Raw genomic sequence first — 25,662 nt, 5'->3', positions numbered from 1 at the left:
ATTACGCATGAGCATCGCCTGCAAAGCTACGCGATCGCCGATACAGGTTCAACGCAGTGAGTGCTGTTGGGGCCAGTTGAACGACCTGACGCGACAGCGCAATAAGGTGTCCTTCGTCCATGTCATCTTCGTCGAAAATAGACTGGGTGGTCCCACATAGCTCCGACAACTGCCGCAGGCCAAAGGTCGCAGAGGTGCTTTTAAGGACATGCACTTCTTTGCGAACACTTGATAAGTCTTCTTCTGAAAGTGCGGTGTCGATTTTAACCAGCCGTGATTGCGTTTCGGTGATGAAAAGGTCAATTCCACACCGCGCCCCGTCATCCCCGGCATCCTGATAAAGCTGTTCAAGTACCCGAATATCAAGGACCGGGCTGTTTGGCGTTTCGGCCTGCAGTCGCTTGCCAAGGCGCGCACTTTTGCTGCGTTCGGATTTTGATGAAGGCGGCTGGGATGAAGTAATGGACGGTGTCGGGGGGCTTTGTTCGAAATTGACAGCGTCCTTTTTCTCACTCTTTGGGGCACGCGCGATCAGGTTTTGAATGGTGTCGAGCAACGGAACGCGCTGAATGGGTTTGTTGATGAAACCGTCCACGCCAGATTGCCGCGCAATCACATTCCAGTCGCGTGATTGATGGGCCGATAAGGCAATGATTGGGGTATGGGCAACCGGCCCCGGCATATGGCGAATGCGCCGGGTGGTATGAAGCCCATCCATGTCGGGCATTTCCACATCCATCAAGATCAAGTCGGCGGTGACACCCCGACGCAGAATGTTCAAAACGGTTTGCCCGTTGCTGGCTTCGACGATGTTGTATCCTTCTGCCTGCAAAATCCGGCGCGCAACCAGACGGTTGCTTTCGCTGTCATCGGCAATAATGACGGTGCCGATCTTGCTGTCATTGGCGGAAGTATTCAGGGGGATGGATTGCGGGGCTGACGACTGGGGTTTGACAATACAAACAGAAATCATCGCCCCATCGGGCAATTCTGTCTCGTTAAACAAAAGGTCTTCTTCAGCCACACCAGTAATCAGCTGCTCCCACGCGGGATTGGCATATACAATGCGTTCTTCGGCATCGAACAATGCGATGCCGGCTTGCGTTTTCGCAAGGGCTTCGATGATTTGATCCGTCATAGGTCACCTTATCGAGTCGGTGCCCATCCCCATACCAAGAGCTTAGTCGTCTTATTTTATGAAACACATAGGTTTCATTTTCATTCATTTCATTGTTACAGATTTTTCTAATAAGTCCATATTTTTTAACGGATGCAGCGGCGAAGCTTCCTGTCACGACGGAATAGAACTTCAAAACAATTGTTTCAAAATTTGTATTAAATGAAACAACTGTTGGGGAAGGTTTTGGCTTGTGGCGTAATTGTCTGATCGTTTGAACAAAGGTGCTTGACCGATGGGACTTCATGCGGATTTGCGCGAAAAACTGATGTCTGATTATGCGACCTTAAGCCCTTAGATGCAGAAAGCGGCGCGCTATATTCTTGATCATCCCAAAGATGTTGCCCTGCGGTCCATGCGCGCCCTTGCCCGTGAGGCCGATGTGCCACCAAGTACCATCTCACGCGCTTGTTGCTGTGCTGGTCGCGCGCGGTGGGCAAAAGGCCCTGCAGCGGATAGTCACAGCAGAAAAACAACTTGCGGCCTTTGACACATATGTCGAAGAGACCACCTCCACACGGAACCCCTGATCATGAAAACGTCGCAAACTGTTTCCGCACCAAAAGCCAAAACCCATGTCCTTCATCGCAGCAGTATCGCCACGCCGCCGCGCGCGGTCCGGGGGGAGGGGATTTATATCTTTGATGAAACGGGCAAAAGCTACCTTGATGCCTGCGGCGGGGCAGCGGTTTCGTGCCTTGGCCATTCCGATCCCGATGTGCGTGCGGCCATGCATGCCCAGATCGATCAGATTGCCTATGCCCATTCCGGGTTCTTTTCATCGGATCCGATGGAAGAACTTGCCGATGATTTGGTCGCGCATGCCCCAGCTGGAATTGATAAAGTCTATTTCGTGTCGGGCGGGTCTGAGGCGACCGAAGCCGCCCTTAAAATGGCGCGTCAGTATTTTCTGGAAATCGGGCAACCTGATCGGAAATACGTGATTGCCCGCAAGCAATCCTATCACGGCAATACGTTGGGGGCACTGTCGGTCGGGGGGAATATGTGGCGGCGCAAACAGTTCGAGCCCCTTTTGATCGCAGCCACCCATATTTCGCCTGTGTATCCATATCGCGATCAACGCGATGGTGAAAGTGATGTTGAATATGGCTTGCGGGTTGCCAACGAGCTAGAAATCGCCATCCTTGAATTGGGGCCGCAAAACGTTGCCGCGTTTATCGCAGAACCGGTTGTCGGGGCGACGGCAGGGGCGTTGGCACCTGTACCGGGATACTTCAAACGCGTGCGCGAGATTTGCGATCAATATGGTGTGCTGCTGATTTTGGATGAGGTCATGTGTGGCATGGGCCGCACCGGCACGCTGCATGCGATTGACCAAGAAGGCATCGCAGGCGATCTTCAAACCATCGCCAAGGGGCTTGGGGCTGGGTATCAGCCGATTGGCGCAGTGTTGGTGTCACAGAAAATCAATGATGCGATTGCCAATGGATCGGGATTTTTCCAGCATGGCCATACCTATCAAGGCCACGCAACCGCCTGTGCCGCGGCATTGGCAACCCAGCGTGCCATCCGTGACCGCGACCTTTTGACCAATGTGGTCACGCAGGGCGAAAACCTTGCCGATGGCTTGCGCGCGAAACTTGGCTCCCATCCGTTTGTGGGGGATATTCGCGGGCGTGGGTTGTTTCGTGCAGTCGAATTGGTGGCAGATCGCGAAACCAAGGCGCCGTTTGACCCCAGTCTAAAAATCCATGCCAAGATAAAAAAAACGGCCTTTGAACGCGGGCTTATGGCTTATCCGATGGGCGGCACGATTGATGGGGTGCGCGGGGATCACGTCTTGTTTGCACCGGCTTTTATTGTTACCGAAGATGACATCGCCCAGATCGTTGATCTGTTCGCAATCGCCCTTGATGACGTATTTGCCGCCGAAGGATTGGCATCATGACATACGGCCAAGCACCGTTTTTGATTGCCGCCGCCCCCAATGGCGCGCGCAAGACCAAGGCCGATTTGCCCAATATCCCGATCACACCGGCCGAAGTTGCCGAAACTGCGCGTAAATGCCAACAGGCCGGTGCGGCAATGATGCATCTACATGTTCGTGATGATCTGCAAAAACACAGTCTGGATGTTGGGCGCTATCGTGAAATGCTGACCGAAGTCCGCGCATCTGTTGGCGATGATATGCTGCTGCAGGTCACGACCGAGGCTGTCGGAATGTATTCGGCCGATGATCAAATGAACATGATCCGGGAACTTCAGCCTGAGGCCGTTTCGATTGCCATCCGTGAAATCGCCCCGGATGATGCAAACTTTGATCAGTTGAAATCATTTTTTGCCTTCATGCGCGAAGCCGACATTGGCCCGCAATTCATTTTCTACGCGCCAAGTGATGTTGCCCGGTTCAATCAGCTTGTCGAAACAGGTGTGCTTGCGGGGCAAAAATTCCCGGTTTTGTTCGTCTTGGGCCGATATACCGACGGCCAAGTTTCTGATCCCGCTGATCTATTGGGGTTTATGGGAACCAGTCAGTATATATCGGAATGGATGCTGTGTGCGTTTGGCGGATTTGAAAATGCCTGCATCCTGACTGGGGCTGGTTTGGGTGGTCATGCGCGCATCGGATTTGAAAATAATCATCTTTTGGTTGACGGATCGCCTGCTGCGCATAATGCTGAACTTATCGCTCAGGCGCGTGAAGGTGGTCGTCTGATGGGGCGACACGCCGCGACCGGCGCCCAAGCCAAAAAGATTATGCAGCCAGTGTGGTAGAGAATGTTTCTCCACTGGCAAAATCGGCCAAAAAAAGTTAATGCCTATCCTGAGGTTTCGGGCGTTATGGGCTTTTCAATCGGGTGACCGATACCTATAATCCCGTACGTGAAACATCTGATTTATCTGATGTTTCCATGTGATTTGGCTGTTCCACGCGGAATGGTTGAATGCGTAATAATAGGGTGTACAAGGGAGCTATTCCTAATGAAAAAACTTATTGCTGTTGCGGGCGCAATTGCTGCGATTGCAGGTGCCTCGCTCTTCGCCGGTCCGGCGTCGGCACAGGAAAACCGTTTCATCACGATCGGTACGGGTGGTGTCACGGGCGTTTATTACCCAACTGGTGGCGCGATCTGCCGTCTGGTTAACAAAGACCGCAAAGAGCACGGCATTCGTTGCTCGGTCGAGTCCACGGGTGGTTCGTCCTACAACATCAACACCATTCGCGCGGGTGAACTTGACCTTGGTGTCGCCCAGTCTGACGTGCAGTACTATGCCCTGCACGGCGAAAAAGCCTTCAAGGACGTTGGTCCGTTCCCTGAATTGCGCGCTGTTTTCTCGATCCATCCTGAGCCGTTCACGATTGTTGCCCGTGCAGATGCCGGCATCAAAACCTTTGACGACCTCAAAGGCAAACGTGTGAATATCGGTAACCCGGGTTCGGGCAGCCGTGACACCATGGAAATCGTCATGAACGCCAAAGGCTGGACCCTTGACGATTTCGCACTGGCTTCTGAACTGAAGCCTGCTGAGCAGTCACAGGCGCTTTGCGATAACAAAATTGACGCGATGCTGTATGTCGTTGGTCACCCGTCTGGGTCGATCCAGGAAGCTGTATCATCGTGTGATTCCGTTCTGGTCGAAGTTGCTGGTCCGGAAATCGACAAACTGGTTGCTGACAACCCGTATTACCGTGTTGCCACCATTCCGGGCGGCATGTATCGCGGCAATCCTGACGACGTAAAAACCTTCGGTGTTGGTGCGACCTTCGTGTCCTCGACCAAAACCGATGCTGATATCGTTTACCATGTTGTCAAAGCTGTCTTTGACAACTTCGACGATTTCAAAAAACTGCACCCGGCTTTTGGCATTCTCAAAAAAGAAGAAATGATCAAAGACGGTCTGTCAGCTCCGCTGCATGACGGCGCAGTCAAATACTACAAAGAAGCAGGCCTGATGTAATTCAGGCAGGAACGGGGGACATGATTTTGTCCCCCGTTTTTCTTTCTTTCGCCCAGCGGGTACATTTAAAAATTGAATAAAAGCGGTGCCAATATTGGGCACTGATGTACTCCGTAGGTGACCGGGTGTGTGTCGACGGAGATTTTTTGATTCTGCACACCAGAACAAAAATCTTTGCTCAGACCGGGAGTTTTCTTAATGACCGACGTTAATAACGCGAACCACCGCGCATCTGATAAGGATCTTCAGGATCTGATCGCGGAAAACGATACAGGTGCGCGCCAGCCAACCGGCTTAACAGCACATATTTTGCTGTATGTTGCCGTGGGTTGGTCGTTGTTCCAGCTGTGGCTGGCTTCGCCGCTGCCTTACATGGTGAATTTTGGTGTCTTCAACTCGACCGAAGCCCGTTCGATCCATTTGGCCTTTGCTGTATTTCTGGCCTTCATGGCCTATCCAGCGTTCAAAAATTCGCCGCGCTCCTATATCCCGATAATCGATTGGATTTTGGCAGCCGTCGCCGCATTTTGTGCGCTTTATATCTATCTGTTTTATCGCGAGTTATCATCGCGTCCGGGCCTGCCAATTACGCAGGATTTGGTCGTCTCAGGCATTGGTTTGGTGTTGCTGCTTGAAGCAACCCGCCGTGCCCTTGGCCCGCCCTTGATGTGCGTTGCTTTGCTGTTTTTGGCCTATGTCTTCTTTGGCAATGCGGCCTGGGTGCCTGATGTCTTGCAATGGGCAGGGGCAAGTTTCTCTAAGGCGATGTCGCATCAGTGGATCACCACCGAAGGCGTCTTTGGTATCGCACTCGGCGTTTCGACGAGCTTTGTCTTCCTGTTCGTTTTGTTTGGCGCGTTGCTCGATAAGGCCGGGGCTGGCAACTATTTCATCAAGGTGGCGTTCGCCGCCCTTGGTCACATGCGCGGTGGCCCGGCAAAGGCAGCCGTTTTGTCATCGGCCATGACTGGTTTGATTTCTGGCTCCTCGATTGCCAACGTGGTGACCACCGGGACCTTTACAATTCCTCTGATGAAACGTGTTGGTTTCTCGGGCGAGAAGGCCGGTGCAGTTGAAGTTGCATCCTCGGTCAATGGTCAGATCATGCCGCCGGTCATGGGGGCTGCGGCTTTCTTGATGGTCGAATATGTCGGCATTCCGTACCCCGAAGTCATCAAACACGCATTCTTGCCAGCAACGATTTCCTATATCGCGCTGATTTACATCGTCCATCTTGAGGCCCTTAAGGCCAATATGAAAGGCCTGCCAAAGCTTCATAGCTCGACGCTTGGTCAGACGTTGATGCGCTCAGTGCTTTTCGTTCTGTCACTAATTGTTCTGGCTGGGGTGATCTATTATGCGATCACGTTCCAGAAACAATTGTTCGGTGATGCGACCGGGTGGATCGTGGCTGTCGAATGTGCGGTGGTCTATTTTGCTGGTTTGTATTACGCGGCGAAGTTCCCTGATCTTGAACTTGATGATCCCAATCAGCCGGTGGTCAAGCTGCCGGAACTCGGGGAAACCGCAAAGGCCGGTTTGCATTATTTGCTGCCGGTTGTGGTTCTGGTCTGGTTCTTGATGATCGAGCTGAAATCACCCGGACTGTCGGCCTTTTGGGCCACGGTTCTGATGATTTTCATCATGCTGACCCAGCGCCCGATTAAGGCGTTCTTCCGCAAGCAACCTGACTACATTTCCGAACTGCGTGCCGGTTTCATTGATGTCGTGGACGGTTTTGCGACCGGTGCGCGCAACATGATTGGTATTGGTGTTGCAACCGCTGCGGCGGGCATCATTGTAGGCACGGTGTCATTGACCGGGATCGGTCAGGTGATGGTTGAATTCGTTGAATTGATTTCGGGCGGCAACTTGATGCTGATCCTGGTCTTTACAGCGGTGATCAGCCTGATCCTTGGCATGGGTCTGCCAACCACGGCCAACTATATCGTGGTTTCAAGCCTGATGGCGCCGGTGATTGTCGAACTTGGTGCCGAAAACGGCCTGATTGTGCCGCTGATCGCGGTTCATCTGTTCGTGTTCTATTTCGGGATCATGGCAGATGTGACCCCGCCAGTGGGCTTGGCGTCCTTTGCCGCAGCGGCAATATCGGGGGCCGATCCAATGCGGACCGGTTTTGTGGCCTTCTTCTATTCGATGCGCACAGCCGTTCTGCCGTTCCTGTTCCTGTTCAACACGCAACTTTTGATGATTGGACTGGATCATCCACTGGATGTGGTGATGGTCATTGTCATATCGACAATTGCCATGCTGATTTTTGCGGCCGCAACGCAGGGCTATTTCTTTGCTAGATCAAAACTTTGGGAAAGTGCTGCCCTTCTTCTGATCGCGTTCACCTTGTTCCGTCCGGGTTTCTGGCTTGATATGATTGAGCCGCCTTATGAAAACCTTCCTGCGACGGAAATCGTCGAAAAAGCAGCAGAAATGCCAGCCGACACCAGCATCCTTATCGATGTTGAAGGGATTAACCTTGAAGGCGAAGAAGTCACCAAATCGGTGATGCTGCCTTTGGGGCCCGAAGCATCCGGTGAAGATCGTCTGTATAACGCCGGTTTTGCTGTGCGCAATGAAGACGGAAAAGTCTTTGTTGATGATCTGGTGTTTGGTGGTCCGGCCGAGAAGGCGGGGATTGATTTCGATTTTGAAATCACCGCGATCAAGGTTGAAGCCAGCCGCATGCCCAAAGAGGTCTTCTACATCCCGGCATTCTTGTTGCTGGCCGGGATCATCATTCTGCAACGCCGTCGTCGTCGCGTCGAATTGGCGCAAGAAGCGGCTTAAGGAGGGCCAGATAAATGTACAAGGATATTCTGGTTACCGTCGATCTTGATCATGAATCGTCTTGGAAAAAGGCGGTTCCGGTTGCGATCAAGCAGGCGCAAAGCTTCGGCGCGCGTCTTCATGTCTTAACCGTGGTGCCAACGGTTGGAATGTCGATGGTCGGGCAGTTTTTCCCAAAAGGCTATGAGAGCAAGGTTCTTGATGCCTATAACGAACGACTGCATGCGTTTGTCACCGAACACATTCCATCCGATATCAAAGTCCAGCATATTATCGGCCAGGGGACGGTTTACGAAGTCATTCTGAAAATGGCGACGAAAACCAAATGCGATCTAATCGTGATTGGTGCGCACCGTCCGGAACTCAAAGATTATCTTTTGGGTCCGAACGCGGCGCGTGTTGTCCGCCATGCTGATTGTTCAGTGATGGTTGTGCGCGATTAAACGCAATCTATCCTTTCGGTAGCTATCTCGATTTACAAAGAAGGGGCGGTGCAAATGCACCGCCCCTTTGTTATTCCCAATCCTTGATTGGGGTGGGGCTATTTCGCGGCACACGGGTTGGCCGCACAAGGATTTGCAGCACATGGGTTCGATGCAGCGCAAGGATTGGCAGCACACGGGCTGCAGGGATTAACAGCCTTTTTTGCAGCACAGGGATTTGCCGCACATGGGTTGGCTGCGCACGGGTTCGCGGCACACGGATTTGCGGTGCAGCTTGCAACTTCGGTGGTCGGCGCGGGCAGCGGTGCGGCCATTGCCATCGGGCTTGCAAGCGCGATGCTCGCCCCCATCGCAAGTGCTGGGATCATTGCGTGCTGCGTAAGGCGGGTTGATTTCTTGGTCATGATAGTGGCCCCTCTGAGGATGCTGTTATTTGAATGGACGCTTACACGAAGGCGTCTTGATGTCGGCATGACTATGGATCAAATCATCTCAGAGGCGGCGTCACATGGTTTCACTGTTGTGTGAAAGATGCGTGTGAGAAAGCATTTAACATATGGCGGTTAAACGCCCTGGTTTTGGTCGGTCATAAGGCCGAACGCCGGATGACGTTTCCAAGTCGATTGAAAACAGATCAAATTTAAGCATGTTCATAATCTTCTAATGAGGTAAAAAGGCCCCCGCGCACGGTTAACTAAACCGTGAGGATACCCTTCGGCAAAACGGAAACGACTGATGAGAAACCGCGTCACATCTGCAATTTTGCAAAAGATTTTTGCTGTGGCGTGCTTTTGGACGTTGTCAGATGCGGCTTTTGCGCAATCCGGGGCGATTGCAGGACCATCAACCGTGGAAATCCCGGCGGGCTGGTTCTGGCAGGGATCTGATCATGTTGAACGCAAATATGCCTACGATATCGATGAACAGGTCTACGGCCATGACATCAGTCGGCGCAACCGCTGGTACGATATCGAGACGGATAAATGGCGCGTCCATCTGTTGTCTTACCATATCTCCAAGACACCGGTGACCAACGACGATTACGCGTTGTTTATCAAGGACACGGACTACCCCGCGCCAGATATCAGCAAGGATGAATGGGATCGCCAGGGTCTGATTTATAATTATGAAAGCATCCTGCCCTTTATTTGGAAAAATGGCATCCCACCGCGAGGACGTGGAAACCATCCGGTTGTACTCGTATCCTGGCAAGACGTGCAGGCCTATATCGGATGGCTTCGTAAAAAGACCGATAAAAATTGGGCATTGCCCAGCGAACTCTATTGGGAAAAGGCCGTGCGCGGTGAAGACGGATTATTTTATCCGTGGGGCAATATTTTTGATGCGGATCGCTTAAATAGTGGTGATCACGGGCCCTTTGATACAACGCCGGTTGGACAGTATGGGCCGGGGCCATTTGGGCTTTTGGATGGGGTCGGGCAGGTGTTTGAATGGACATCAACATCTGGTCAGGCAGGCTATCGGTTCGTAAAAGGCGGTTCGTGGGATGATCGTGGTTGCGGTGTGTGTCGTCCGGCTGCCCGCCATGCCCGGCCCGAACATTTGCGCCATATTCTGATCGGTTTTCGGGTGATGTACCGAGATTGAATTTGAATTGTTCCGCTGATGGGAATGCGCAATTATTCGTCTGATCGTCGGTGTAAAGCCGGGATATCTCGAATTGCAATTGTTGCGCAATACGCAGAACGCACTATCTGTTGAACGTGATTGATTGGCCTGTGGGGTCAGAATCGCGATATTTCCGCACCTTGCGGAGCTATCAAGCGGATCGTAACGACACTGGTGCCAAGATGAATGATATCGAAATCGACTGGACGTCCGTTCCGACAAAGCAACTTGAAAAAATGTTGGCTGCCGGACGTGATGTTATGGAATGCCACCGGGTTTTGACAGCAACCGGCGACAATATCGTTGGCGAGCTGATCAAAACAGGCGGCACGTTCTATGAATGGACGCATTACCCCGAAGGCGATGTTTATGATCGCCAATCCCATGCGCAGTTCTATTACCACGCCCACCCAAAGGAAGAACGGCGCGCCTGGGATGAGCATGGCCATTTCCATAGCTTCATGCGTCCGCGCGGTATGCCAGATGGCATTAAGCCCAAACAGATAGACGGTTTTGAATATCCCGAAGGCCCAAATGATGCGTTGTCGCATCTGGTGGCTTTTTCGATGGACGAGTTTGGATTTTGTCAGCGCCTGTTTACCACCAATCGCTGGGTCACCGGCGAGGTTTGGTATGACGGTGGAGACGTTGCAGCGATGCTTGATCATTTCATCATCGATCATGCGCAGCCATCTTGGCCCGTGAACCGCTGGATATCGGGTATGATGATCCTGTACCGCCCGCAGATCGAAGAACTCATCCGTCGGCGCGACGCAGCCGTTGCATCATGGCAGAAAGAACATCCTGATCGCGACGTTTACGAAGACCGCGATCTTGAGGTCACCTCAACCCAAGACATCTCAGTTGCCCAGCAAATGCGTGAAATCGGGACCGAGCTTGGGCGCAGGCGCGACGCAGCTTAATCTGACCGGATTGAACAATATTGCTGAAAAAACAAAAGGTCGATGCGTTTGTGCATCGGCCTTTTGCGTTCAATAAACGAACTCGTCGAATTATTTCGTTTCAAGAAACTCGATCACGTCCGCGATGTCTTCGTCTTTCTTCAGCTTGAAAGCCATTTTGGAACGCTGCTTGGAACCGGCAATCTCGCTGAGTTTAGCAGAAGGGTCTTTCAAGTAGTCTGTCAGGAATGCTTCATCGGCGACAAAGCCCTTTTCACAGGCTGCTTTGTATCCTTTGCCGTATTTGAAGCCTTCTGCAGAACCGCATTGGCGGCCAATAACGCCGGCAAGGCTTGGCCCAACTTTGTTTACGCCAGCATCAAGGCTGTGGCAGGCAGCACAGCGTTTGAAAAGTTTTTCACCTTTTGCTGCGTCGCCGGCCATTGCCGGGGCAGTAGAAAGAATGATCAGCGACGTGGCAGCGAATGCAATTTTGCGGGAAAGTGACATTATTTGGCCTCTCTTTGTTCATTCCCGTTTACCGGGATTACGTCTTCGAAGACGAGCATCCTGTTGAGGAACCGTCATGTCAACAGTGCGGAACATTGTGCTTAAAAAATACAACCGTGCTGTTGAGATTTTAAAAATCGTCACGACATTTAACACATACAGAACGCAAGCGATTTGAGTTTAGTCAATTTTCTGAAACCAATAACTGGGAATTTTGACACTAGATTCGCTGTCGTTTGCGGCGTTAAAGAACCTGATCTGTACGCATTTTAGAGGAAGCCATACCGTTTTGGGGGCTTTTCAAAAGGGCGTGAGATCAGGCTAGAGCGTTGATTATCGGGTATTTGCACAGATTTCGGGGAAATTATAGTTTGTCGAAACTCCGCCTCGCGTATAATGTTGGACGGTTGGATGAACGACATTCGGTAAGCGTGCCAGGAGATATCTATTGCCGCGTATCACCAAAGAAGATCTGAGTAAGCTGGTTCAGGATCCGTCGGGGGCTAACCGCGCGGATACGGCCGACAAGATCAGTCGTGAATTTTCAACAGACACGCTGTCTGACAGTGAACGTGTCTTGGCCGAAGATATCTTCCGCTTGATGATCCGCGATGCCGAAGTCCGCGTGCGCAAGGCGCTGGCCAAAAACCTGCAGCAAACACCGCTTGTCCCGCATGACGTTGTCGCGACTTTGGCGCGCGACGTTGATGACGTTGCCCTGCCGGTCTTGAAGTTTTCCGAAGTTCTAAACGATTCTGATCTGGTCGAGATCATTGGCGACAATGCCGACAGTGTCGAAAAGCAGCGCGCCATTGCGTCGCGCGCCCACGTATCAGAAGTCGTTTCTGCGACCCTTGTCGATATCGGCCATGAAGACGTGATGGTTGATCTGGTGTCGAATGCTGGTGCGCAAATCAGTGAAGTCTCCTTGCAAAAGGTTGTCCAAGAATTCGGCGATAACGAACGCATCCAAAAACCGATGATTGAGCGCAATCAGCTGCCGATCACGATTGCGGAACGTTTGGTGACGCTTGTGTCTGAACGGATGCGCTCAGAGCTTATTTCCCGCGGCCACATCCCAGAGGGGATTGTAAATGCGGTGATGACCCAGTCACAGGAAAGTGCCACCATCGGCCTTTTGGGCGAAGGCTCTGAAGACCGGGATGTCGAACTGTTGGTCGAACATCTTTATGCCAACAACCGTCTGACAAGTGGCCTGATCCTGCGCGCCCTTTGCATGGGCGATCTTTCATTCTTTGAGGCAGCCGTTGCCCGCCGTGCCGGTGTGTCGCTGATTAACACCCGCATCCTCATCCATGACAGCGGTGCTTTCGGGCTTGAAGCGATCTACAACAAGGCTGGCCTGCCAGAACATTTCTTCCCGGGGGTTCGTGCTGCCATGGAAGTTGCGCGCGAAACCGGCTTTGACGGTGGGGAGCAAGACAAAGAGCGTTATTCGCGTCGCATGATCGAACGTGTTCTGACCCAATATGGTGATCTGGGTGTCGAATTCGATTCCGATGATGTCGACTACCTGATGGGCCGGATGTTGCAACTGCCCAGCGAACGGGCAATGCACCAGTAATGTACTGACGCTGTCGCACGAGCAAGACACTAGGTTATTTAGTGAAAGCCGCCTTTTGGGCGGCTTTTGTGTGTTTGGGGTTTAGGGATTGAAGGTGGGATGGGCGAGATACGAACAAGGCGCTGCATCAAGCAGCGCCTTGTTTTCAAATTTTTCGGTGTAGGGTGCCTATTCCAAGAGGGTGTTGGGCATCCAGAGTGCAATTTCCGGGAAGGCCATTACCAGAATCAATCCGATGACCTGCAACAGCACAAAGGGAATGATGCCTTTGTAGATCTGTTGAATGGAAATCGATTTTGGCGCGACGCCCTTAAGGTAAAAGAGGGCAAAGCCAAAGGGCGGGGTTAAGAAGCTTGTTTGCAAGTTAACCGCCACAAGGACCGCAAACCATGTCAGAACCTGCGTTTCGGTTGCACCCAATCCGCCGACATCAAGATGATGTCCAAAATCAAGCTGGGCGATAACCGGTGCAAAGATCGGCAGAACAATCAGGGTGATTTCAACCCAGTCAAAGAAGAAGCCAAGAATAAAGACGATCAGCATCAGAAGCAGCAAAACGCCCCACGATCCAAGGCCGGCACTTTCGACAAGATCAATGACAAGGTCATCCCCGCCAAGGGATCGGAACACATAGGAAAAGACGGTTGCCCCGGCAAACAGGAAGAACAGCATCGCCCCGGTCAGCGCAGACCGTTCGCAAACATCCTTAAGAACCGGCCATTTCAGACGCCCTTTCACGAATGCAAGGAAGGTCGCACCAACGGCACCCACGCCAGCGGCCTCCGTCGGGGTGGCAAAGCCCGCAAAAATGGAACCCAGCACCAGCACAATCAAAAACACCGGCGGCAGGAAGCTTTTGAGCATCATCATCAAAAGGTCTTTGCCGTGAACAGCCTCGCCCTCTGGCAGGGGCGGTGCAAGCGACGGGTTTAGCTGACAACGTACAAAGATATAGACCGTGTAAAGACTTGCCAAAAGCAGGCCTGGCAAGATCGACGCCAAAAACAGATTGCCGACAGAAACCGACAACAAATCAGACATCAGAACCAGCATGATGGATGGTGGTATCAGGATGCCAAGGGTGCCCGATGCGGCAATCGTCCCGGTCGCAAGCGACGGGTCGTAATTACGCCGCAGCATCACCGGCAAGGCCAGAAGCGTCATCATCACAACCGACGCACCGATGATCCCTGTGGTCGCGGCCATGATGGTTCCCATCAAGGTTACCGACAGGGCCAAGCCACCTGGAACCTTGCGCAGAAGCATATTCAGGCATTCGAGAAGGTCTTCGGCGACACCGCTTTTTTCAAGCATCGTGCCCATGTAAATAAACATCGGCACAGCAACCATCACCATGTTTTCGGCGATGCCACCCCAGATGCGCGAAACGATGTTGAAGAATTCAATAAACGAGAAAACATCATAGGCAATGCCAAGAAAGCCAAAGCCAATCCCGATGCCCGCAATAACAAAGGCGACCGGAAGCCCCGTGAACACAAAGATGCCGATACAGGCAAACATGAACAGCGGAAACCAGTCTTCGATATAGAAGTTATCCATTTGGAGGTATCCCTGTTCGGCTTAGTCTTCGATCTTGGCAACTTCGCCAAGGTCTGCGTGGTGGGTGCCAACGTAATAACCTGCACGCTTATGCAGATCGGTTGGTCCAAAGACAAAGACGAAGCATTTCAAAAAGACTGAAAGCCCCGCCATGGCGAGAAGGCCAAAGCCGATAGGGATGGTCGACTTGATGATCCAACGATGGGTCAAGCCGGTGGTCGAGGCAGATACCTCGTGGGCGTCAAAAGAACGTGCGACAAAATCAAAACCGAAATACAGCACCAAGGCGCAGAACGGCAGAACACAAACAATGCCGCCAATCATTTCGACAATTGCACGTGTGCGGGGGCGAAGGTTGTCGCGGATCAGTTCGATGCGGACATGAGAATCGCGAATATAGCCAAACCCAAAGCACAGCATAAACAGGCCCGTATGCAGGTGCCATTCAAGTTCCTGCAGCTTGATCGATCCCTGACCGCCAAACTTGCGTTGGATGACGTCATAAATGATGGTCAGCATCAGCGGGATCGCAAGCAGCGACGCCCATTTGCCAATACGCGTGACGATGGCATCAATGCCGTCACTTACTTTCAGTAGCGCTTCCATAGAAAAGTCTCCCAGGTCTTTTCCTTCACTGGCAAGGCCGGGGCATGCGGACCCGGCCTTGCCGTGACTTGTTTTTATGGACTGCGAAGGCAGTCTCTCAGACCGTTGGATTAATCAAGATAGCCGATGTCTTTCCAGATTTTGTAATCTGCGCGGAACGACTGCAAACTGTCATAGGCTTCTTTGAAGTCTGCATCCTGGCTTGAAAGTTCACCTGCCACTTCTTCCCAAGCACCCCGCATTGCATCGAGCATTTCTGGCGACCACTTTTTGATATTCACGCCTTTTTCCTGAAGTTCTTTCAGGGCCGCGAACTGTATCGCTTCACCTTCTGCAAAACCGTATGCAAGGTTGTCGTTACAAACAGATTCAATCTGTGCGCGCTGGGTATCAGAAAGTGCATCCCATTTTTCTTTGTTCATCATCAGATCAAAGAAGGTCGACTGCTGATGCCAACCAGGGAAGTAATAGTATTTGGCAACCTGATAGAACCCAAGTTTCAGATCGATCGCCGGCATGGAAAATTCGGTCGCATCAATGGTGCCCAGCTCAAGCGCTGGATAGATATCGCCCGCTGACAGAAGCTGGGTGGAAACACCAAGTTTTTCCATCACTTTGGCGCCAAGACCAAAGAAGCGCATTTTTAGGCCCTTGAGGTCATCAACCGAATTGATTTCCTTGGAAAACCAACCAGAAGCCTCTGGCGCGATCAGCCCGCAGAACAGCGACTTGATTCCATGTTCCGCATAGAGCCGGTCAAAGATTTCCTGACCGCCGCCAAATTTAACCCACGCAAGGTATTCGCCTGCTTGGGGCCCAAACGGTACTGCGCCAAAAAGCTGAAGAGCCGGAACTTTACCTGCCCAGTAGCCCGGGGTGGAAAAGGCTGCATCAATGGAACCAGTGGAAACCGCATCAAATACTTCTAGGGCAGGCACAAGTGCGCCCGGCTCGTAGAATTTGATCTTAATATTGCCGCCGGAAACCTCGTCGATTTTGTCGTCAACACGTTTGCCCAGCGTCCCAAGCTGGGTCAGGCTGCCCGGATAGGTCGAACCCATTTTCCAACGCACGCGTTCTTGCGCGTTCGCATCAGACGGAGCAGCCGAAAATGCTGCCGCCGCAAGAACCGCGACACAGGTTGCCGACTTTAACAGTTTAGAAAAACTCATTCGTCTTCCTCCCTAAGAAGTCCGAAATTGGTAATACCACGTAAAGCGGGCCACCGCGTTTTGCTGTTATTATTGGTGCGGTTTTCCGCCGATTTTGATGTTGCAGGGCAAAGAATAAGCGTAATCCGCAACTATGGGCAAGTTTGTTTCGCGCGCAGCGCAATAAAATATCTCATAAGTTGGTCGAAAAATGGTTTGCACCCATTAATGAAACCAGAATTTACGCACGATAATGCGTATTTATTCAAATGCTTAGGCTGCAACTTGGTCCTATCCTTAAAAGTTCAACAATCCTCGCCGTTTACAAAATTTTTTTGCCGGAAGGTTGCCTTTTGAGTAGGGCAAACGTGCCATTTGGCACACCGATGGTGGTCGTGACGATGTTGATGAGGGATCGCTGGTCTATGAGCATGCGGTTTGCTCATGCGACGAACAGGTCAAAGCATCTGTGTTTTAAGGGGGCTTGCGTTTATGGAACGGGGAAGGCTGTTTTGCGTGGCAGTACGCCAAAATGAAAACGGGCGATCCTTTAAAAAAAGGACCGCCCGACTGATGGTCGGAGCGAGAGGATTCGAACCTCCGACCCCTGCCTCCCGAAGACAGTGCTCTACCAGGCTGAGCTACGCTCCGTCAGTGGCGGGAGGTTTAGCTCTTCTTTTGGCGCGGATCAAGTGTAATCAAGCCGTTTCGGGCGAAAAATTTTGCAAATCGCCAACATTCAGCACAGGGTTGCCCGACCGCAAATCAAGATCACCCAAAAGCTGTTGTTTTGCGATCATTCCAAACGCAAAAGGCCCTGAAACGACGGATCGTTTCAGGGCCTTTGAATGATGGTCGGAGCGAGAGGATTCGAACCTCCGACCCCTGCCTCCCGAAGACAGTGCTCTACCAGGCTGAGCTACGCTCCGTCATTCTGCGAAGCCGGGTGATAATGGTTTCTTGCGCATGACGCAAGATATTTTTGCCCCATGCACGGCGAACCCCGGCATAAATTAGGAAAATACGTGTTACTTGGTCGGGTTAGTAAGGACGCGAAATGCAGAACTCGACCGCTTCGATCATGGCGTCTTTGATCGCACCATCTTCAAAGCGGGTCAGGGTTTCAATGGCCATCTGGCCATATTCACGCGCACGGTTCATCGACGCTTCAAGCGCATCATGTTTGCGGATCAGCTGTTGTGCACGGTCAAGGTCGCCATCTTCAAAGTTCTGATCTTCCATGCAGCGACGCCAGAAGGCTTTTTCGTCGTCATCGCCCTTGGCATAGGAAATAATCACCGGAAGGGTCACTTTACCATCGCGGAAATCATCGCCAACTGTTTTGCCAAGTGTTGCCTGATGGGCCGAGTAATCCAGAATGTCATCAATCAGCTGGAAAGCCGTGCCAAGATAAATACCATAAAGACGCAGGGCTTCTTCGTCTTCGGCGGAACGATTGGCAATTACCGCACCAATTTGCGACGCGGCCCCAAACAGGGCGGCGGTTTTGGCTGTGATGACTTCAAGATAGGCTTCTTCGCTGGTTGCCATGTCATTGGCCGTCGACAGCTGAAGAACTTCACCCTCGGCAATCACAGCGGATGCTTGGGCCAGAATATCAAGAACGCGAAGCGAACCGGTTTTGACCATGACAACAAAGGCACGGGCAAACAGGAAGTCGCCGACCAGAACGCTGGCTTCGTTGCCAAACAGCGCATTGGCAGATGCCTGCCCACGGCGCAGCTGGCTTTCATCAACCACATCATCATGTAACAGTGTTGCGGTGTGAATGAACTCAACGCAGGCTGCGAGATTAACTGAATCTGAGCCATCGCCATAACCGCAAAGCTGGGCGGATGCCAGTGTCAGCATCGGGCGCATACGCTTGCCACCCGCGGCAACAAGATGAGACGCCAATTGGGGGATCAGCGCAACTTCGCTGTGCATATTATCAATGATGACCTGATTGACGCGTTTCATATCGGCGTCAACAAGGTGAACCAGTGAATCAAGGCTCGGCTGAGGCTTTGTCTGCGGTGCGGTATTGGTCACGCTGTATTCCGACTTTTTCTATGGCATCTTCGCGGCCTGTATATAGCGAAGATTGCAAATAACTTCAGGCGGCCTCAACATAGATAGCCAAGGGCATACCGGTCAAGTGAACAAATGCTGTGATGCAAAAGGTGCAATCCCAGATAAATGGCGGTCTTTGGGGTGAAATTGTTAAATCACCCGCAATTGGTCACCACATTAATATACGTATGATATGGATACTAGATCGCAAACCGTCCTGGTAACCCACCGCGCAACCTGCCAATTGACCAAAATATTTCAGAACATTAAGGGGAAACGCTAAATGATCGAACTGTTTCGCAGCAACGACCCGATTGAATTAAGCTGGGCACAATCGGTGCTGGAGGACGAAGGCATTTCAAGCCACATCTTTGATTATCACGCCAGCATCCTTGATGGATCAATCGGTGCGCTGCCAAGGCGCTTGATGGTCGACAGCGCAGAGGAAAGTCGTGCGAAATACATTCTTGATATTGCCAGACGCGAACTTGATGCCCATAACGCAGCCCAAGACGCAAAAGATGAAAAGGACGAGCTGACGTCCGAGTAATATTTGTGGCCCGAGGTGTTTAAGGAACTGAACAAGGCTTCCTTAAAGTCCCAGACAAAAGAAAATCTAACGCACATAGAGACGCCTGATGACACGCGCGCTTACATCATTTGAGGTTCCTGACTTTCCCGAAGACCGGATCAGTCACGATTTCTTGCTGGGTGGGGCGGTGACCTTAAAGCAGCCGGTTGATGGATACCGGGCGGCGGTGGATGCGGTGCTGCTTGCGGCATCGGTTTCGATCAATTCCAGGCGCGATCAAAAGATCTTGGATGTCGGTGCGGCTGTTGGGTCGGCCGGTCTCTGCGTTGCGCGGCGTCTTGAAAATGCCGACGTGACGGGGATTGAGCTTCAAGACGATTTGTTTGCACTCTATTGCCGCAATGTCGTGGAAAACGATTTGGTTGGTCGTGTTACACCTATTCACGGCGATATCAATGATCGCAATATTGGGCTTCAGGCCGAAAGCTTTGATCAGGTGATTTCAAACCCGCCTTACTATGCCGGGGGTACGCCGCCCGCAAATGAAAGCCGGGCAAAAGCCCATCAGGAAGGCAGTGCCGATCTGAAAGACTGGATTGGCTTTTGTTTGAAAATGGTCCGGCCAAAGGGGCGTATCACACTCATTCATCGCGCCGATCATCTTGATCGCATTATTGGGATGTTGCATGGGCGGGCGGGCGACATGACTGTTTTCCCGATTTGGAGCAAAGAAAGCGCATCTACGCCACTGCGTGTAATTGTTTCTGCCCGCAAAGGGGTGGCTTCGCCGTTATCAATGCGCCGTGGGATCGTTTTGCATGATGAAGCCGGGGCTTTCTTACCTGATATCGAAGACATGTTACGTAAGCCGACCTACCTTCCGCTTTAGATTTTAGGCCCCTTCGCAAATTATTTTGTCCGGTTTTCTAAAATGCTTGCCAAGCGAGGGTGATTTGCGATCCCAGGTCGCGTGCGGCTTGGCGTTTCCCAAAGTATTCCAACGAAAATTCCCGATTTAATACAGCCATATAATTATGGCTGTGTCGGTGCATTTAATGCACGCGATTGGCTTCCGCTTTAATCGGGGATTGATTATATAATGTCACTCTTAACTTAAAGTATTATTTTTGTATTTATTTCAAATATCTCAGGTAAAAATCATTTTTTGTTTTGATTATCTTAGTTGCATAGAACGCATACCTATAAGTGTTGAATAAAAATCATCCACTTGATACGGAAGTTCTCGTTTCTGATGGTGCAGGGACTTCTTTTGGCAGAATAGATTTTGGGCGAGTTTTTGTAATCGTAAAGTCCAAGAATCTTTGACTGCTAAAATAGCAAATGAATTTTGCTTTATTTTGGGGTGAATAATGGGCGCTTTGTCTAATTTAAAAATATCTAATAAGCTTATATTCGCATTCGGTGCAATGCTGATTGTGAACGTTATCGCAAGTACATTTTCCATTGTGAAAATGAATACGATTAACGAAACGTCTTCTGAAATCAACGAAGTCTGGATGCCCAGCATCCGTGCGCTAAATGAAATCAGCACGTCTTCGAATATTATCCGGCTCTTGGGGTTGGGCCACATCCTCTCAAGCGAAAAGTCTGAGATGGATCGCCGTGAGCAGCTTATTGACGAACGTATGATGCAGCAGTCTGCTGAAGTGCAGCGTTATGAAATGCTGATCTCGACCGATGAAGAACGCAGCAAATGGTCACGCGTAAAAAAGCTGATCGGGCAGAATAAGGCTCTTTGGGAACGTGCTTTGGCGTTCTCTGAGAAGAACGACACTGAACAAGCCCGTGCCATCATGCTGGGCGAGGCATCATCCGTTAATACCGAAATGCGCCAGTTGCTTGGTGACTTGATCACCATCAACGAGGCTGGCGGACAAGCGGCATCGTTCCGCGGTGACCAAGAGTTTGCGTTGGCGACCAAAATGGTGATTGCGGTTGGTGTGCTTGTGGCTGTGCTGACGATTGTATTTTCGTGGGGACTGTCACGTCTGATTGCGCGTCCTATTCGCGATATGACCGATACGATGGAAAGCCTTGCAGGTGGTAACAAAACGGTTGAAATCCCCGGTGTCGGTCGCGGTGATGAAATCGGCAACATGGCCGAAGCTGTTCAGGTCTTCCGCGATAACATGATCGAAGCAGATCGTTTGGCCGCCGTCGAAGCCAAAAACACTGCCGAGCGTAACGAGCGTACTGAGCGTATTGAAAATCTGACGCGCGAGTTTGACATCAACGCAGGTGCGACAATTTCGGCCGTGGCATCTGCCGCGACGGAACTTCAGGCAAATGCCTCGACACTTTCGGCATCTGCTGAGCAAGCAACCTCGCAGTCATCGGCTGTGGCATCGGCCGCAACCCAGGCTGCTGGTAATGTTCAGACTGTCGCATCGTCGGCGGAGGAGCTTTCCGCCTCGATCCGTCAGATTGCACAGGATGTGTCGCAAGCAGCTGCTGTATCTAAAGAAGCGGTCGAACGTGCAGGTCATACCGGCCAAGTTGTTGGTAATTTGCAGGAAGCATCGGCCAAGATCGGCGAAGTTGTCAATTTGATCGAAGATATTGCTGGTCAAACCAACCTTCTGGCGCTGAATGCCACCATCGAGGCCGCACGTGCGGGCGAAGCCGGCAAAGGCTTTGCTGTTGTCGCCAGCGAAGTTAAAAACCTCGCCAGCCAGACTTCGCGTGCGACGGCTGACATTGGCGAACAGATCGCAGCAACACGTGCTGCAACAGACGAAGCTGTTAGCGCCATTGCCTCAATTGCTGAGATCATTGAAAAAATCAACGAGATCTCAAGCAGTATCGCAGCAGCCGTTGAAGAACAGCAGGTTGCCACGGGCGAGATCGCGCGCAACGTGGACGAAGCAGCCAAAGGCACCGAAGATGTGAATGAAAACATCCATCAGGTGACCGGTGCGGTTCAAAGTGCCGGCGGTGTTGCACGTGACGTGCTGCAGGCATCGTCTGAGCTGTCGCATGAAGCTGAGAAAATGCGCGATATTGTAAGTGCGTTTCTTCAAGGCGTTAAAAGCGCATAATCAAAGCGCCTTTTGCAAATATCTAAAGCCGTCCGGGAAACTGGGCGGCTTTTTTGCTTTAAAGCCGATAAACCTTGATGCGTGCCTTTTTGCCATTGCCCGGTTTCTAAATCGGAAAGAGTTTAATATAAGGGCCTTCTGGTTGCGCGATGCCGCCAGATTCTTTGCGCTTTGGGAACGGACATGCTCAGCTTTTCGAAAATTCTCTTTACCGCTTTGGTCATTGTCGTTGTCTGGCAAGGTTTCAAGCTATTTAACCGCTTCAAACAGATGTCTGAAAATCAGCAGCCAAAGCAAACCCGACATACCAAACAAAGCCAGCCAAAGACCGTGGCCCAGGAAATGGAAAAGTGCCCCAAATGCGGCGTTTACCATGCCGAGGGCGATGCGCATCGCTGCGACGTTTAATCCCGATCAATTTGCCCTGAAAGCTGAGACGCTTGTTTTGCCTCAGAATCTCTGAGCTCAACCATCCCTATGTCTTGGCCTTTGCAGTAAATGCGTCTGTTCGACTTTGTGTCAAAGCACGTCGATTTCGTTTGAAAATCTGCACCAGATGGCGGAACTATGATGTTGCGATGCGGCATTCTGTCATGGGCCGTGATGCAAGGGTTGCAAATTACGGGCATCTCAGGGCTTTTGCGTCCTTGACCGCGACGGGGCAGGGCGGTAGCTTGCCGCTCTAATTTACAGACAACAGTAAGAGTGAGTTTGCGCAATGGCGCTCGACGGGTTGCAACGTCCCCCTTCATTCCAGGAAATTATTCTACGACTGCAAAGCTATTGGGCTGATCAAGGATGTGTCATCCTTCAGCCTTATGACTTGGAAGTCGGTGCCGGTACCTTCCACACCGCGACAACTTTGCGCGCGCTCGGCCCGGAAAGCTGGAATGCCGCCTATGTGCAGCCATCACGTCGTCCGACTGACGGTCGGTACGGTGAAAACCCCAACCGTCTGCAGCACTATTACCAGTTCCAGGTGATCATGAAGCCATCGCCAAGCAATTCACAGGAATTGTATCTTGGCTCGCTTAAGCATCTGGGTATTGATCCAATGGCCCACGACATCCGCTTTGTCGAGGATGACTGGGAAAGTCCGACCCTTGGCGCATGGGGACTTGGCTGGGAAGTTTGGCTTGATGGGATGGAAGTCACCCAGTTCACGTATTTCCAGCAAGTTGGCGGGTTTGAATGCAACCCGGTCCCGGTCGAGCTGACCTACGGGATCGAACGTCTTGCGATGTATATTCAGGGTGTCGAAAACGTCTATGACCTTGATTATAACGGCAAGGGCGTGACCTATGGCGATGTGTTCCTTCAAAACGAAATCGAACAATCGACCTATAACTTTGAAGTTGCCAACACCGATATGCTGTTCCAGCACTTCAAGGACGCCCAAGCAGAATGCAGCGTAAACATCGAACGTGGTTTGGCGCTGCCAGCTTACGAGCAGGCAATGAAAGCCAGCCATATCTTTAACCTTCTTGATGCGCGCGGTGTGATTTCCGTGACCGAACGTGCGGCCTATATCGGTCGTGTTCGTGACATGTCGAAGTCCTGCTGCGAGGCGTGGTTGCGATCACGCGGCCATCTGAAAGAGGAGGCATAAGTTATGGCCGAATTGCTGCTTGAACTGTTTTCCGAAGAAATTCCGGCCCGTATGCAGGCCCGTGCGTCCGAAGACCTTGCCAAACTGATCACTGACGGCCTCAAGGCTGCTGATCTTGCGTTTGACACGGTCGAAACATTGGTCACGCCGCGCCGTTTGACCCTGATTATTAACGGCCTGCCCGAAAAGCAGCCCGACCTTCGCGAAGAACGCCGTGGTCCGCGCGCCGATGCGCCTGAAAAGGCGATCAATGGCTTTCTTGCCGGGAACGGTGTGACCCTTGATCAGTGCGAAAAACGCGAAATGCCAAAGGGCACCTTCCTGTTTGCGATTGTCGAACAAAAAGGCCGTCCAAGTGCCGATGTGATCAAAGATATCGTCGAAGACGCCATGGTCAAACTGCCTTGGCCAAAATCGATGCGCTGGGCCGATCAGAAAGTCCGCTGGGTGCGTCAGCTCGACAGCATCCTGTGCCTGTTCGATGGTAAGGTCATCCCGGCAAGCTTTGGCCCGGTAACCGCCAGCAACACCACACGTGGCCATCGTTTTTTGGCCCCGGAAGATTTCGCTGTCGCCAATGCTGCTGAGTACAAAGATAAACTGCGCGCCGCCAACGTCATGCTCGACCGAGAAGAGCGCAAGCAGGTCATTCTTGATGGTGCGAAAAAACTGGCGGCGAACGAAGGTTTCGAACTTCTTGAAGACAATGGTCTTCTCGAAGAAGTTTGTGGTCTGGTGGAATGGCCAGTACCAGTCATGGGCAAAGTCGATGACCAGTTCATGGATATCCCGCGCGAAGTTCTTGAAACCTCGATGCGTGAACATCAGAAATACTTTGTCGTCGAAGACAAGGACGGCAAGCTTGCCGCGCGCTTTATTACCATTTCAAACATGGTAACAGCCGACAACAACGCCAAAATCATCGCTGGCAACGAACGCGTTTTGCGTGCGCGCCTGCATGATGCAAAATTCTTCTGGGATCAGGATCGGAAAGTGACGCTGGAATCGCGTCTGCCGAAACTCGATAATATCGTCTTCCACGCCAAACTGGGGTCGCTGTCTGAACGCGTCTTGCGTTTGCGTGGTTTGGCGCGTGAATTGTCGACGGATATTCCCGGATGTGACGTCAAACTGGCCGACCGCGCAGCTGAAATCGGCAAGGCTGATCTGGTGTCGCAGATGGTGTTTGAATTCACCGAACTTCAGGGACTGATGGGTAAGTATTACGCCGAAAATGACGGCGAAGCCCCAGAAGTCGCCAACGCCATTGCCGAGCATTACGCGCCGGCAGGTCCGTCGGACACGTGCCCGACAGCGCCTGTTTCGGTTGCTTTTGCCTTGGCTGAAAAGCTTGATACCCTTGCCGGGTTCTTTACTGTCGATGAAAAGCCGACCGGGTCCAAAGATCCGTTCGCACTGCGTCGTGCTGCATTGGGTGTCATTCGATTGGTTCTGGAAAACGGTTTGCGTTTGCCGCTTCGGCGTGTGTTTGCATTTGCTGTTTCTCAGTACCCGTCGGCCATTCGTCGCGATGCGGCGGTGGATGAACTTTTGGCATTCTTTGCCGACCGTTTGAAAGTCCATCTGCGTGAACAGGGGGTACGCCACGATTTGGTGTCTGCCGTGTTTGCCCTTGATGGCGAGGACGATCTTGTCCGCCTGCTGGCGCGGGTTGAGGCGCTTTCCGATTTTGTCTCCGGTGAAAGCGGCGTCAACCTTATGGCTGGCTATAAGCGTGCGTCTAATATCCTGCGCATCGAAGAGAAAAAGGACGACACGTCCTATGACGCGGATGTTTCCGCGGATCTTCTGAGTGTGGATGAAGAACGCAAGCTGTATCAGGCGCTCATCGATGTCCGGCATAACGCCTTGCCGCTGTTGCGCGACGAGGATTATGCCGCGGCAATGACCGAATTTGCGCGGTTGCGTGAACCTGTCGATGCATTCTTTGAAAAGGTCACGGTAAATAGTGACAAGGCTGATGAACGTGCCAACCGGCTTAAGTTGCTGGCGCAAATTCGTACGGCCTTGCATGACATTGCCGACTTCTCAAAGATCGAAACATAAAACAGGCTGAGGTTCCGGGGCTTTCCCCATCCTGGG

At 51.8% G+C, this 25,662-nt stretch carries 21 protein-coding genes and 2 tRNA genes; 15 read left to right on the top strand and 8 right to left on the bottom strand.

Going from position 1 to position 25,662, the window contains the following annotated elements:
* Position 1 precedes the first annotated feature (1 nt).
* Entirely contained in the window at positions 2–1,138 is a 1,137-nt protein-coding gene (locus HCZ99_RS14360; protein ID WP_167447697.1) for a response regulator, read from the bottom strand.
* 571 nt (positions 1,139–1,709) lie between these two features.
* Between HCZ99_RS14360 and HCZ99_RS14355 the strand changes: the two genes are divergently transcribed.
* From HCZ99_RS14355 to HCZ99_RS14320, 8 genes are all read left to right on the top strand, one after another.
* On the top strand, positions 1,710–3,086 hold the full coding sequence (locus tag HCZ99_RS14355) for an aspartate aminotransferase family protein (protein WP_167447696.1): 1,377 nt from the start codon (positions 1,710–1,712) through the stop codon (positions 3,084–3,086).
* Positions 3,083–3,913: a 3-keto-5-aminohexanoate cleavage protein gene (locus tag HCZ99_RS14350; RefSeq protein WP_167447695.1), complete on the top strand. Its 831-nt coding sequence runs from the start codon at positions 3,083–3,085 to the stop codon at positions 3,911–3,913. Before HCZ99_RS14355 ends, HCZ99_RS14350 begins: the two co-directional genes overlap by 4 nt.
* A gap of 207 nt (positions 3,914–4,120) precedes the next feature.
* Positions 4,121–5,098, top strand: coding sequence for a TAXI family TRAP transporter solute-binding subunit (locus tag HCZ99_RS14345; RefSeq protein WP_167447694.1), 978 nt, complete (start codon positions 4,121–4,123; stop codon positions 5,096–5,098).
* A gap of 198 nt (positions 5,099–5,296) precedes the next feature.
* Positions 5,297–7,900 (top strand): TRAP transporter permease, encoded by a 2,604-nt coding sequence (locus HCZ99_RS14340; protein ID WP_167447693.1) that lies wholly within the window; start codon positions 5,297–5,299, stop codon positions 7,898–7,900.
* A 14-nt stretch (positions 7,901–7,914) separates the two neighbouring features.
* On the top strand, positions 7,915–8,343 hold the full coding sequence (locus tag HCZ99_RS14335) for a universal stress protein (RefSeq protein ID WP_167447692.1): 429 nt from the start codon (positions 7,915–7,917) through the stop codon (positions 8,341–8,343).
* Between the two features lie 117 nt (positions 8,344–8,460).
* The gene (locus HCZ99_RS14330) at positions 8,461–8,871 is read left to right on the top strand and encodes a hypothetical protein (protein WP_167447691.1); all 411 of its coding nucleotides are present in this window, start codon (positions 8,461–8,463) and stop codon (positions 8,869–8,871) included.
* A 207-nt stretch (positions 8,872–9,078) separates the two neighbouring features.
* Entirely contained in the window at positions 9,079–9,951 is an 873-nt protein-coding gene (locus HCZ99_RS14325; RefSeq protein ID WP_167447690.1) for a formylglycine-generating enzyme family protein, read from the top strand.
* A 203-nt stretch (positions 9,952–10,154) separates the two neighbouring features.
* Positions 10,155–10,895 (top strand): DUF6969 family protein, encoded by a 741-nt coding sequence (locus tag HCZ99_RS14320; RefSeq protein ID WP_167447689.1) that lies wholly within the window; start codon positions 10,155–10,157, stop codon positions 10,893–10,895.
* 90 nt (positions 10,896–10,985) lie between these two features.
* Here the strand turns inward: HCZ99_RS14320 and HCZ99_RS14315 are convergent, their stop codons facing one another.
* On the bottom strand, positions 10,986–11,384 hold the full coding sequence (locus tag HCZ99_RS14315) for a c-type cytochrome (RefSeq protein WP_167447688.1): 399 nt from the start codon (positions 11,382–11,384) through the stop codon (positions 10,986–10,988).
* A 448-nt stretch (positions 11,385–11,832) separates the two neighbouring features.
* Between HCZ99_RS14315 and HCZ99_RS14310 the strand changes: the two genes are divergently transcribed.
* Positions 11,833–12,969, top strand: a complete 1,137-nt coding sequence (locus tag HCZ99_RS14310; RefSeq protein ID WP_167447687.1) for a DUF2336 domain-containing protein — start codon at positions 11,833–11,835, stop codon at positions 12,967–12,969.
* Positions 12,970–13,137: 168 nt separating this feature from the next.
* Here HCZ99_RS14310 and HCZ99_RS14305 read toward each other — a convergent pair whose 3' ends face one another.
* The 6 genes from HCZ99_RS14305 to HCZ99_RS14280 all read right to left on the bottom strand — a co-directional run bounded on the left by HCZ99_RS14305 (position 13,138) and on the right by HCZ99_RS14280 (position 18,338).
* Positions 13,138–14,529, bottom strand: coding sequence for a TRAP transporter large permease (locus HCZ99_RS14305; RefSeq protein ID WP_167447686.1), 1,392 nt, complete (start codon positions 14,527–14,529; stop codon positions 13,138–13,140).
* Positions 14,530–14,550: 21 nt separating this feature from the next.
* Positions 14,551–15,135, bottom strand: coding sequence for a TRAP transporter small permease subunit (locus tag HCZ99_RS14300; RefSeq protein WP_167447685.1), 585 nt, complete (start codon positions 15,133–15,135; stop codon positions 14,551–14,553).
* A 110-nt stretch (positions 15,136–15,245) separates the two neighbouring features.
* Positions 15,246–16,307 carry a TRAP transporter substrate-binding protein gene (locus HCZ99_RS14295; protein WP_167447684.1) on the bottom strand — a complete coding sequence of 354 codons (1,062 nt, stop codon included), beginning with the start codon at positions 16,305–16,307 and terminating at the stop codon, positions 15,246–15,248.
* A 553-nt stretch (positions 16,308–16,860) separates the two neighbouring features.
* Positions 16,861–16,937 (bottom strand) — tRNA-Pro (locus HCZ99_RS14290).
* Between the two features lie 201 nt (positions 16,938–17,138).
* Positions 17,139–17,215: transfer RNA gene (locus HCZ99_RS14285), tRNA-Pro, on the bottom strand.
* 112 nt (positions 17,216–17,327) lie between these two features.
* Positions 17,328–18,338, bottom strand: a complete 1,011-nt coding sequence (locus HCZ99_RS14280) for a polyprenyl synthetase family protein (RefSeq protein WP_167447683.1) — start codon at positions 18,336–18,338, stop codon at positions 17,328–17,330.
* Between the two features lie 304 nt (positions 18,339–18,642).
* On the opposite strand from HCZ99_RS14280, the gene HCZ99_RS14275 reads away from it, so the two are divergent.
* The 6 genes from HCZ99_RS14275 to glyS all read left to right on the top strand — a co-directional run bounded on the left by HCZ99_RS14275 (position 18,643) and on the right by glyS (position 25,626).
* Positions 18,643–18,909: a putative signal transducing protein gene (locus HCZ99_RS14275; protein WP_167447682.1), complete on the top strand. Its 267-nt coding sequence runs from the start codon at positions 18,643–18,645 to the stop codon at positions 18,907–18,909.
* Positions 18,910–18,997: 88 nt separating this feature from the next.
* Positions 18,998–19,780, top strand: coding sequence for a tRNA1(Val) (adenine(37)-N6)-methyltransferase (locus HCZ99_RS14270; protein WP_167447681.1), 783 nt, complete (start codon positions 18,998–19,000; stop codon positions 19,778–19,780).
* A 481-nt stretch (positions 19,781–20,261) separates the two neighbouring features.
* Positions 20,262–21,950, top strand: a complete 1,689-nt coding sequence (locus HCZ99_RS14265) for a methyl-accepting chemotaxis protein (RefSeq protein WP_167447680.1) — start codon at positions 20,262–20,264, stop codon at positions 21,948–21,950.
* Positions 21,919–22,413, top strand: a complete 495-nt coding sequence (locus HCZ99_RS14260) for a hypothetical protein (protein ID WP_167447679.1) — start codon at positions 21,919–21,921, stop codon at positions 22,411–22,413. Before HCZ99_RS14265 ends, HCZ99_RS14260 begins: the two co-directional genes overlap by 32 nt.
* A 270-nt stretch (positions 22,414–22,683) precedes the next feature.
* Positions 22,684–23,559 carry a glycine--tRNA ligase subunit alpha gene (locus tag HCZ99_RS14255; RefSeq protein ID WP_167447852.1) on the top strand — a complete coding sequence of 292 codons (876 nt, stop codon included), beginning with the start codon at positions 22,684–22,686 and terminating at the stop codon, positions 23,557–23,559.
* 3 nt (positions 23,560–23,562) lie between these two features.
* Positions 23,563–25,626 (top strand): glycine--tRNA ligase subunit beta, encoded by a 2,064-nt coding sequence (gene glyS / locus HCZ99_RS14250; RefSeq protein ID WP_167447678.1) that lies wholly within the window; start codon positions 23,563–23,565, stop codon positions 25,624–25,626.
* The last annotated feature ends 36 nt before the right edge of the window (positions 25,627–25,662 follow it).

The organism is Thalassospira lucentensis (assembly GCF_011806425.1).
GTDB lineage: Bacteria > Pseudomonadota > Alphaproteobacteria > Rhodospirillales > Thalassospiraceae > Thalassospira > Thalassospira lucentensis_B.
Note: the sequence above shows the minus strand (reverse complement) of the source record. Positions and strands in the feature narration are given on the sequence as shown.

What these genes read in the sequence shown, in the direction of transcription:
- HCZ99_RS14345 (WP_167447694.1), top strand. Translation starts at nt 4,121, where the DNA reads ATGAAAAAACTTATTGCTGTTGCGGGCGCAATTGCTGCGATTGCAGGT.
- HCZ99_RS14325 (WP_167447690.1), top strand. Translation starts at nt 9,079, where the DNA reads ATGAGAAACCGCGTCACATCTGCAATTTTGCAAAAGATTTTTGCTGTG.
- HCZ99_RS14300 (WP_167447685.1), bottom strand. Translation starts at nt 15,135, where the DNA reads ATGGAAGCGCTACTGAAAGTAAGTGACGGCATTGATGCCATCGTCACG.
- HCZ99_RS14270 (WP_167447681.1), top strand. Translation starts at nt 18,998, where the DNA reads ATGACACGCGCGCTTACATCATTTGAGGTTCCTGACTTTCCCGAAGAC.
- HCZ99_RS14355 (WP_167447696.1), top strand. Translation starts at nt 1,710, where the DNA reads ATGAAAACGTCGCAAACTGTTTCCGCACCAAAAGCCAAAACCCATGTC.
- HCZ99_RS14315 (WP_167447688.1), bottom strand. Translation starts at nt 11,384, where the DNA reads ATGTCACTTTCCCGCAAAATTGCATTCGCTGCCACGTCGCTGATCATT.
- HCZ99_RS14320 (WP_167447689.1), top strand. Translation starts at nt 10,155, where the DNA reads ATGAATGATATCGAAATCGACTGGACGTCCGTTCCGACAAAGCAACTT.
- HCZ99_RS14340 (WP_167447693.1), top strand. Translation starts at nt 5,297, where the DNA reads ATGACCGACGTTAATAACGCGAACCACCGCGCATCTGATAAGGATCTT.
- HCZ99_RS14350 (WP_167447695.1), top strand. Translation starts at nt 3,083, where the DNA reads ATGACATACGGCCAAGCACCGTTTTTGATTGCCGCCGCCCCCAATGGC.
- HCZ99_RS14295 (WP_167447684.1), bottom strand. Translation starts at nt 16,307, where the DNA reads ATGAGTTTTTCTAAACTGTTAAAGTCGGCAACCTGTGTCGCGGTTCTT.
- HCZ99_RS14305 (WP_167447686.1), bottom strand. Translation starts at nt 14,529, where the DNA reads ATGGATAACTTCTATATCGAAGACTGGTTTCCGCTGTTCATGTTTGCC.
- HCZ99_RS14360 (WP_167447697.1), bottom strand. Translation starts at nt 1,138, where the DNA reads ATGACGGATCAAATCATCGAAGCCCTTGCGAAAACGCAAGCCGGCATC.
- HCZ99_RS14335 (WP_167447692.1), top strand. Translation starts at nt 7,915, where the DNA reads ATGTACAAGGATATTCTGGTTACCGTCGATCTTGATCATGAATCGTCT.
- HCZ99_RS14265 (WP_167447680.1), top strand. Translation starts at nt 20,262, where the DNA reads ATGGGCGCTTTGTCTAATTTAAAAATATCTAATAAGCTTATATTCGCA.
- HCZ99_RS14275 (WP_167447682.1), top strand. Translation starts at nt 18,643, where the DNA reads ATGATCGAACTGTTTCGCAGCAACGACCCGATTGAATTAAGCTGGGCA.
- glyS (WP_167447678.1), top strand. Translation starts at nt 23,563, where the DNA reads ATGGCCGAATTGCTGCTTGAACTGTTTTCCGAAGAAATTCCGGCCCGT.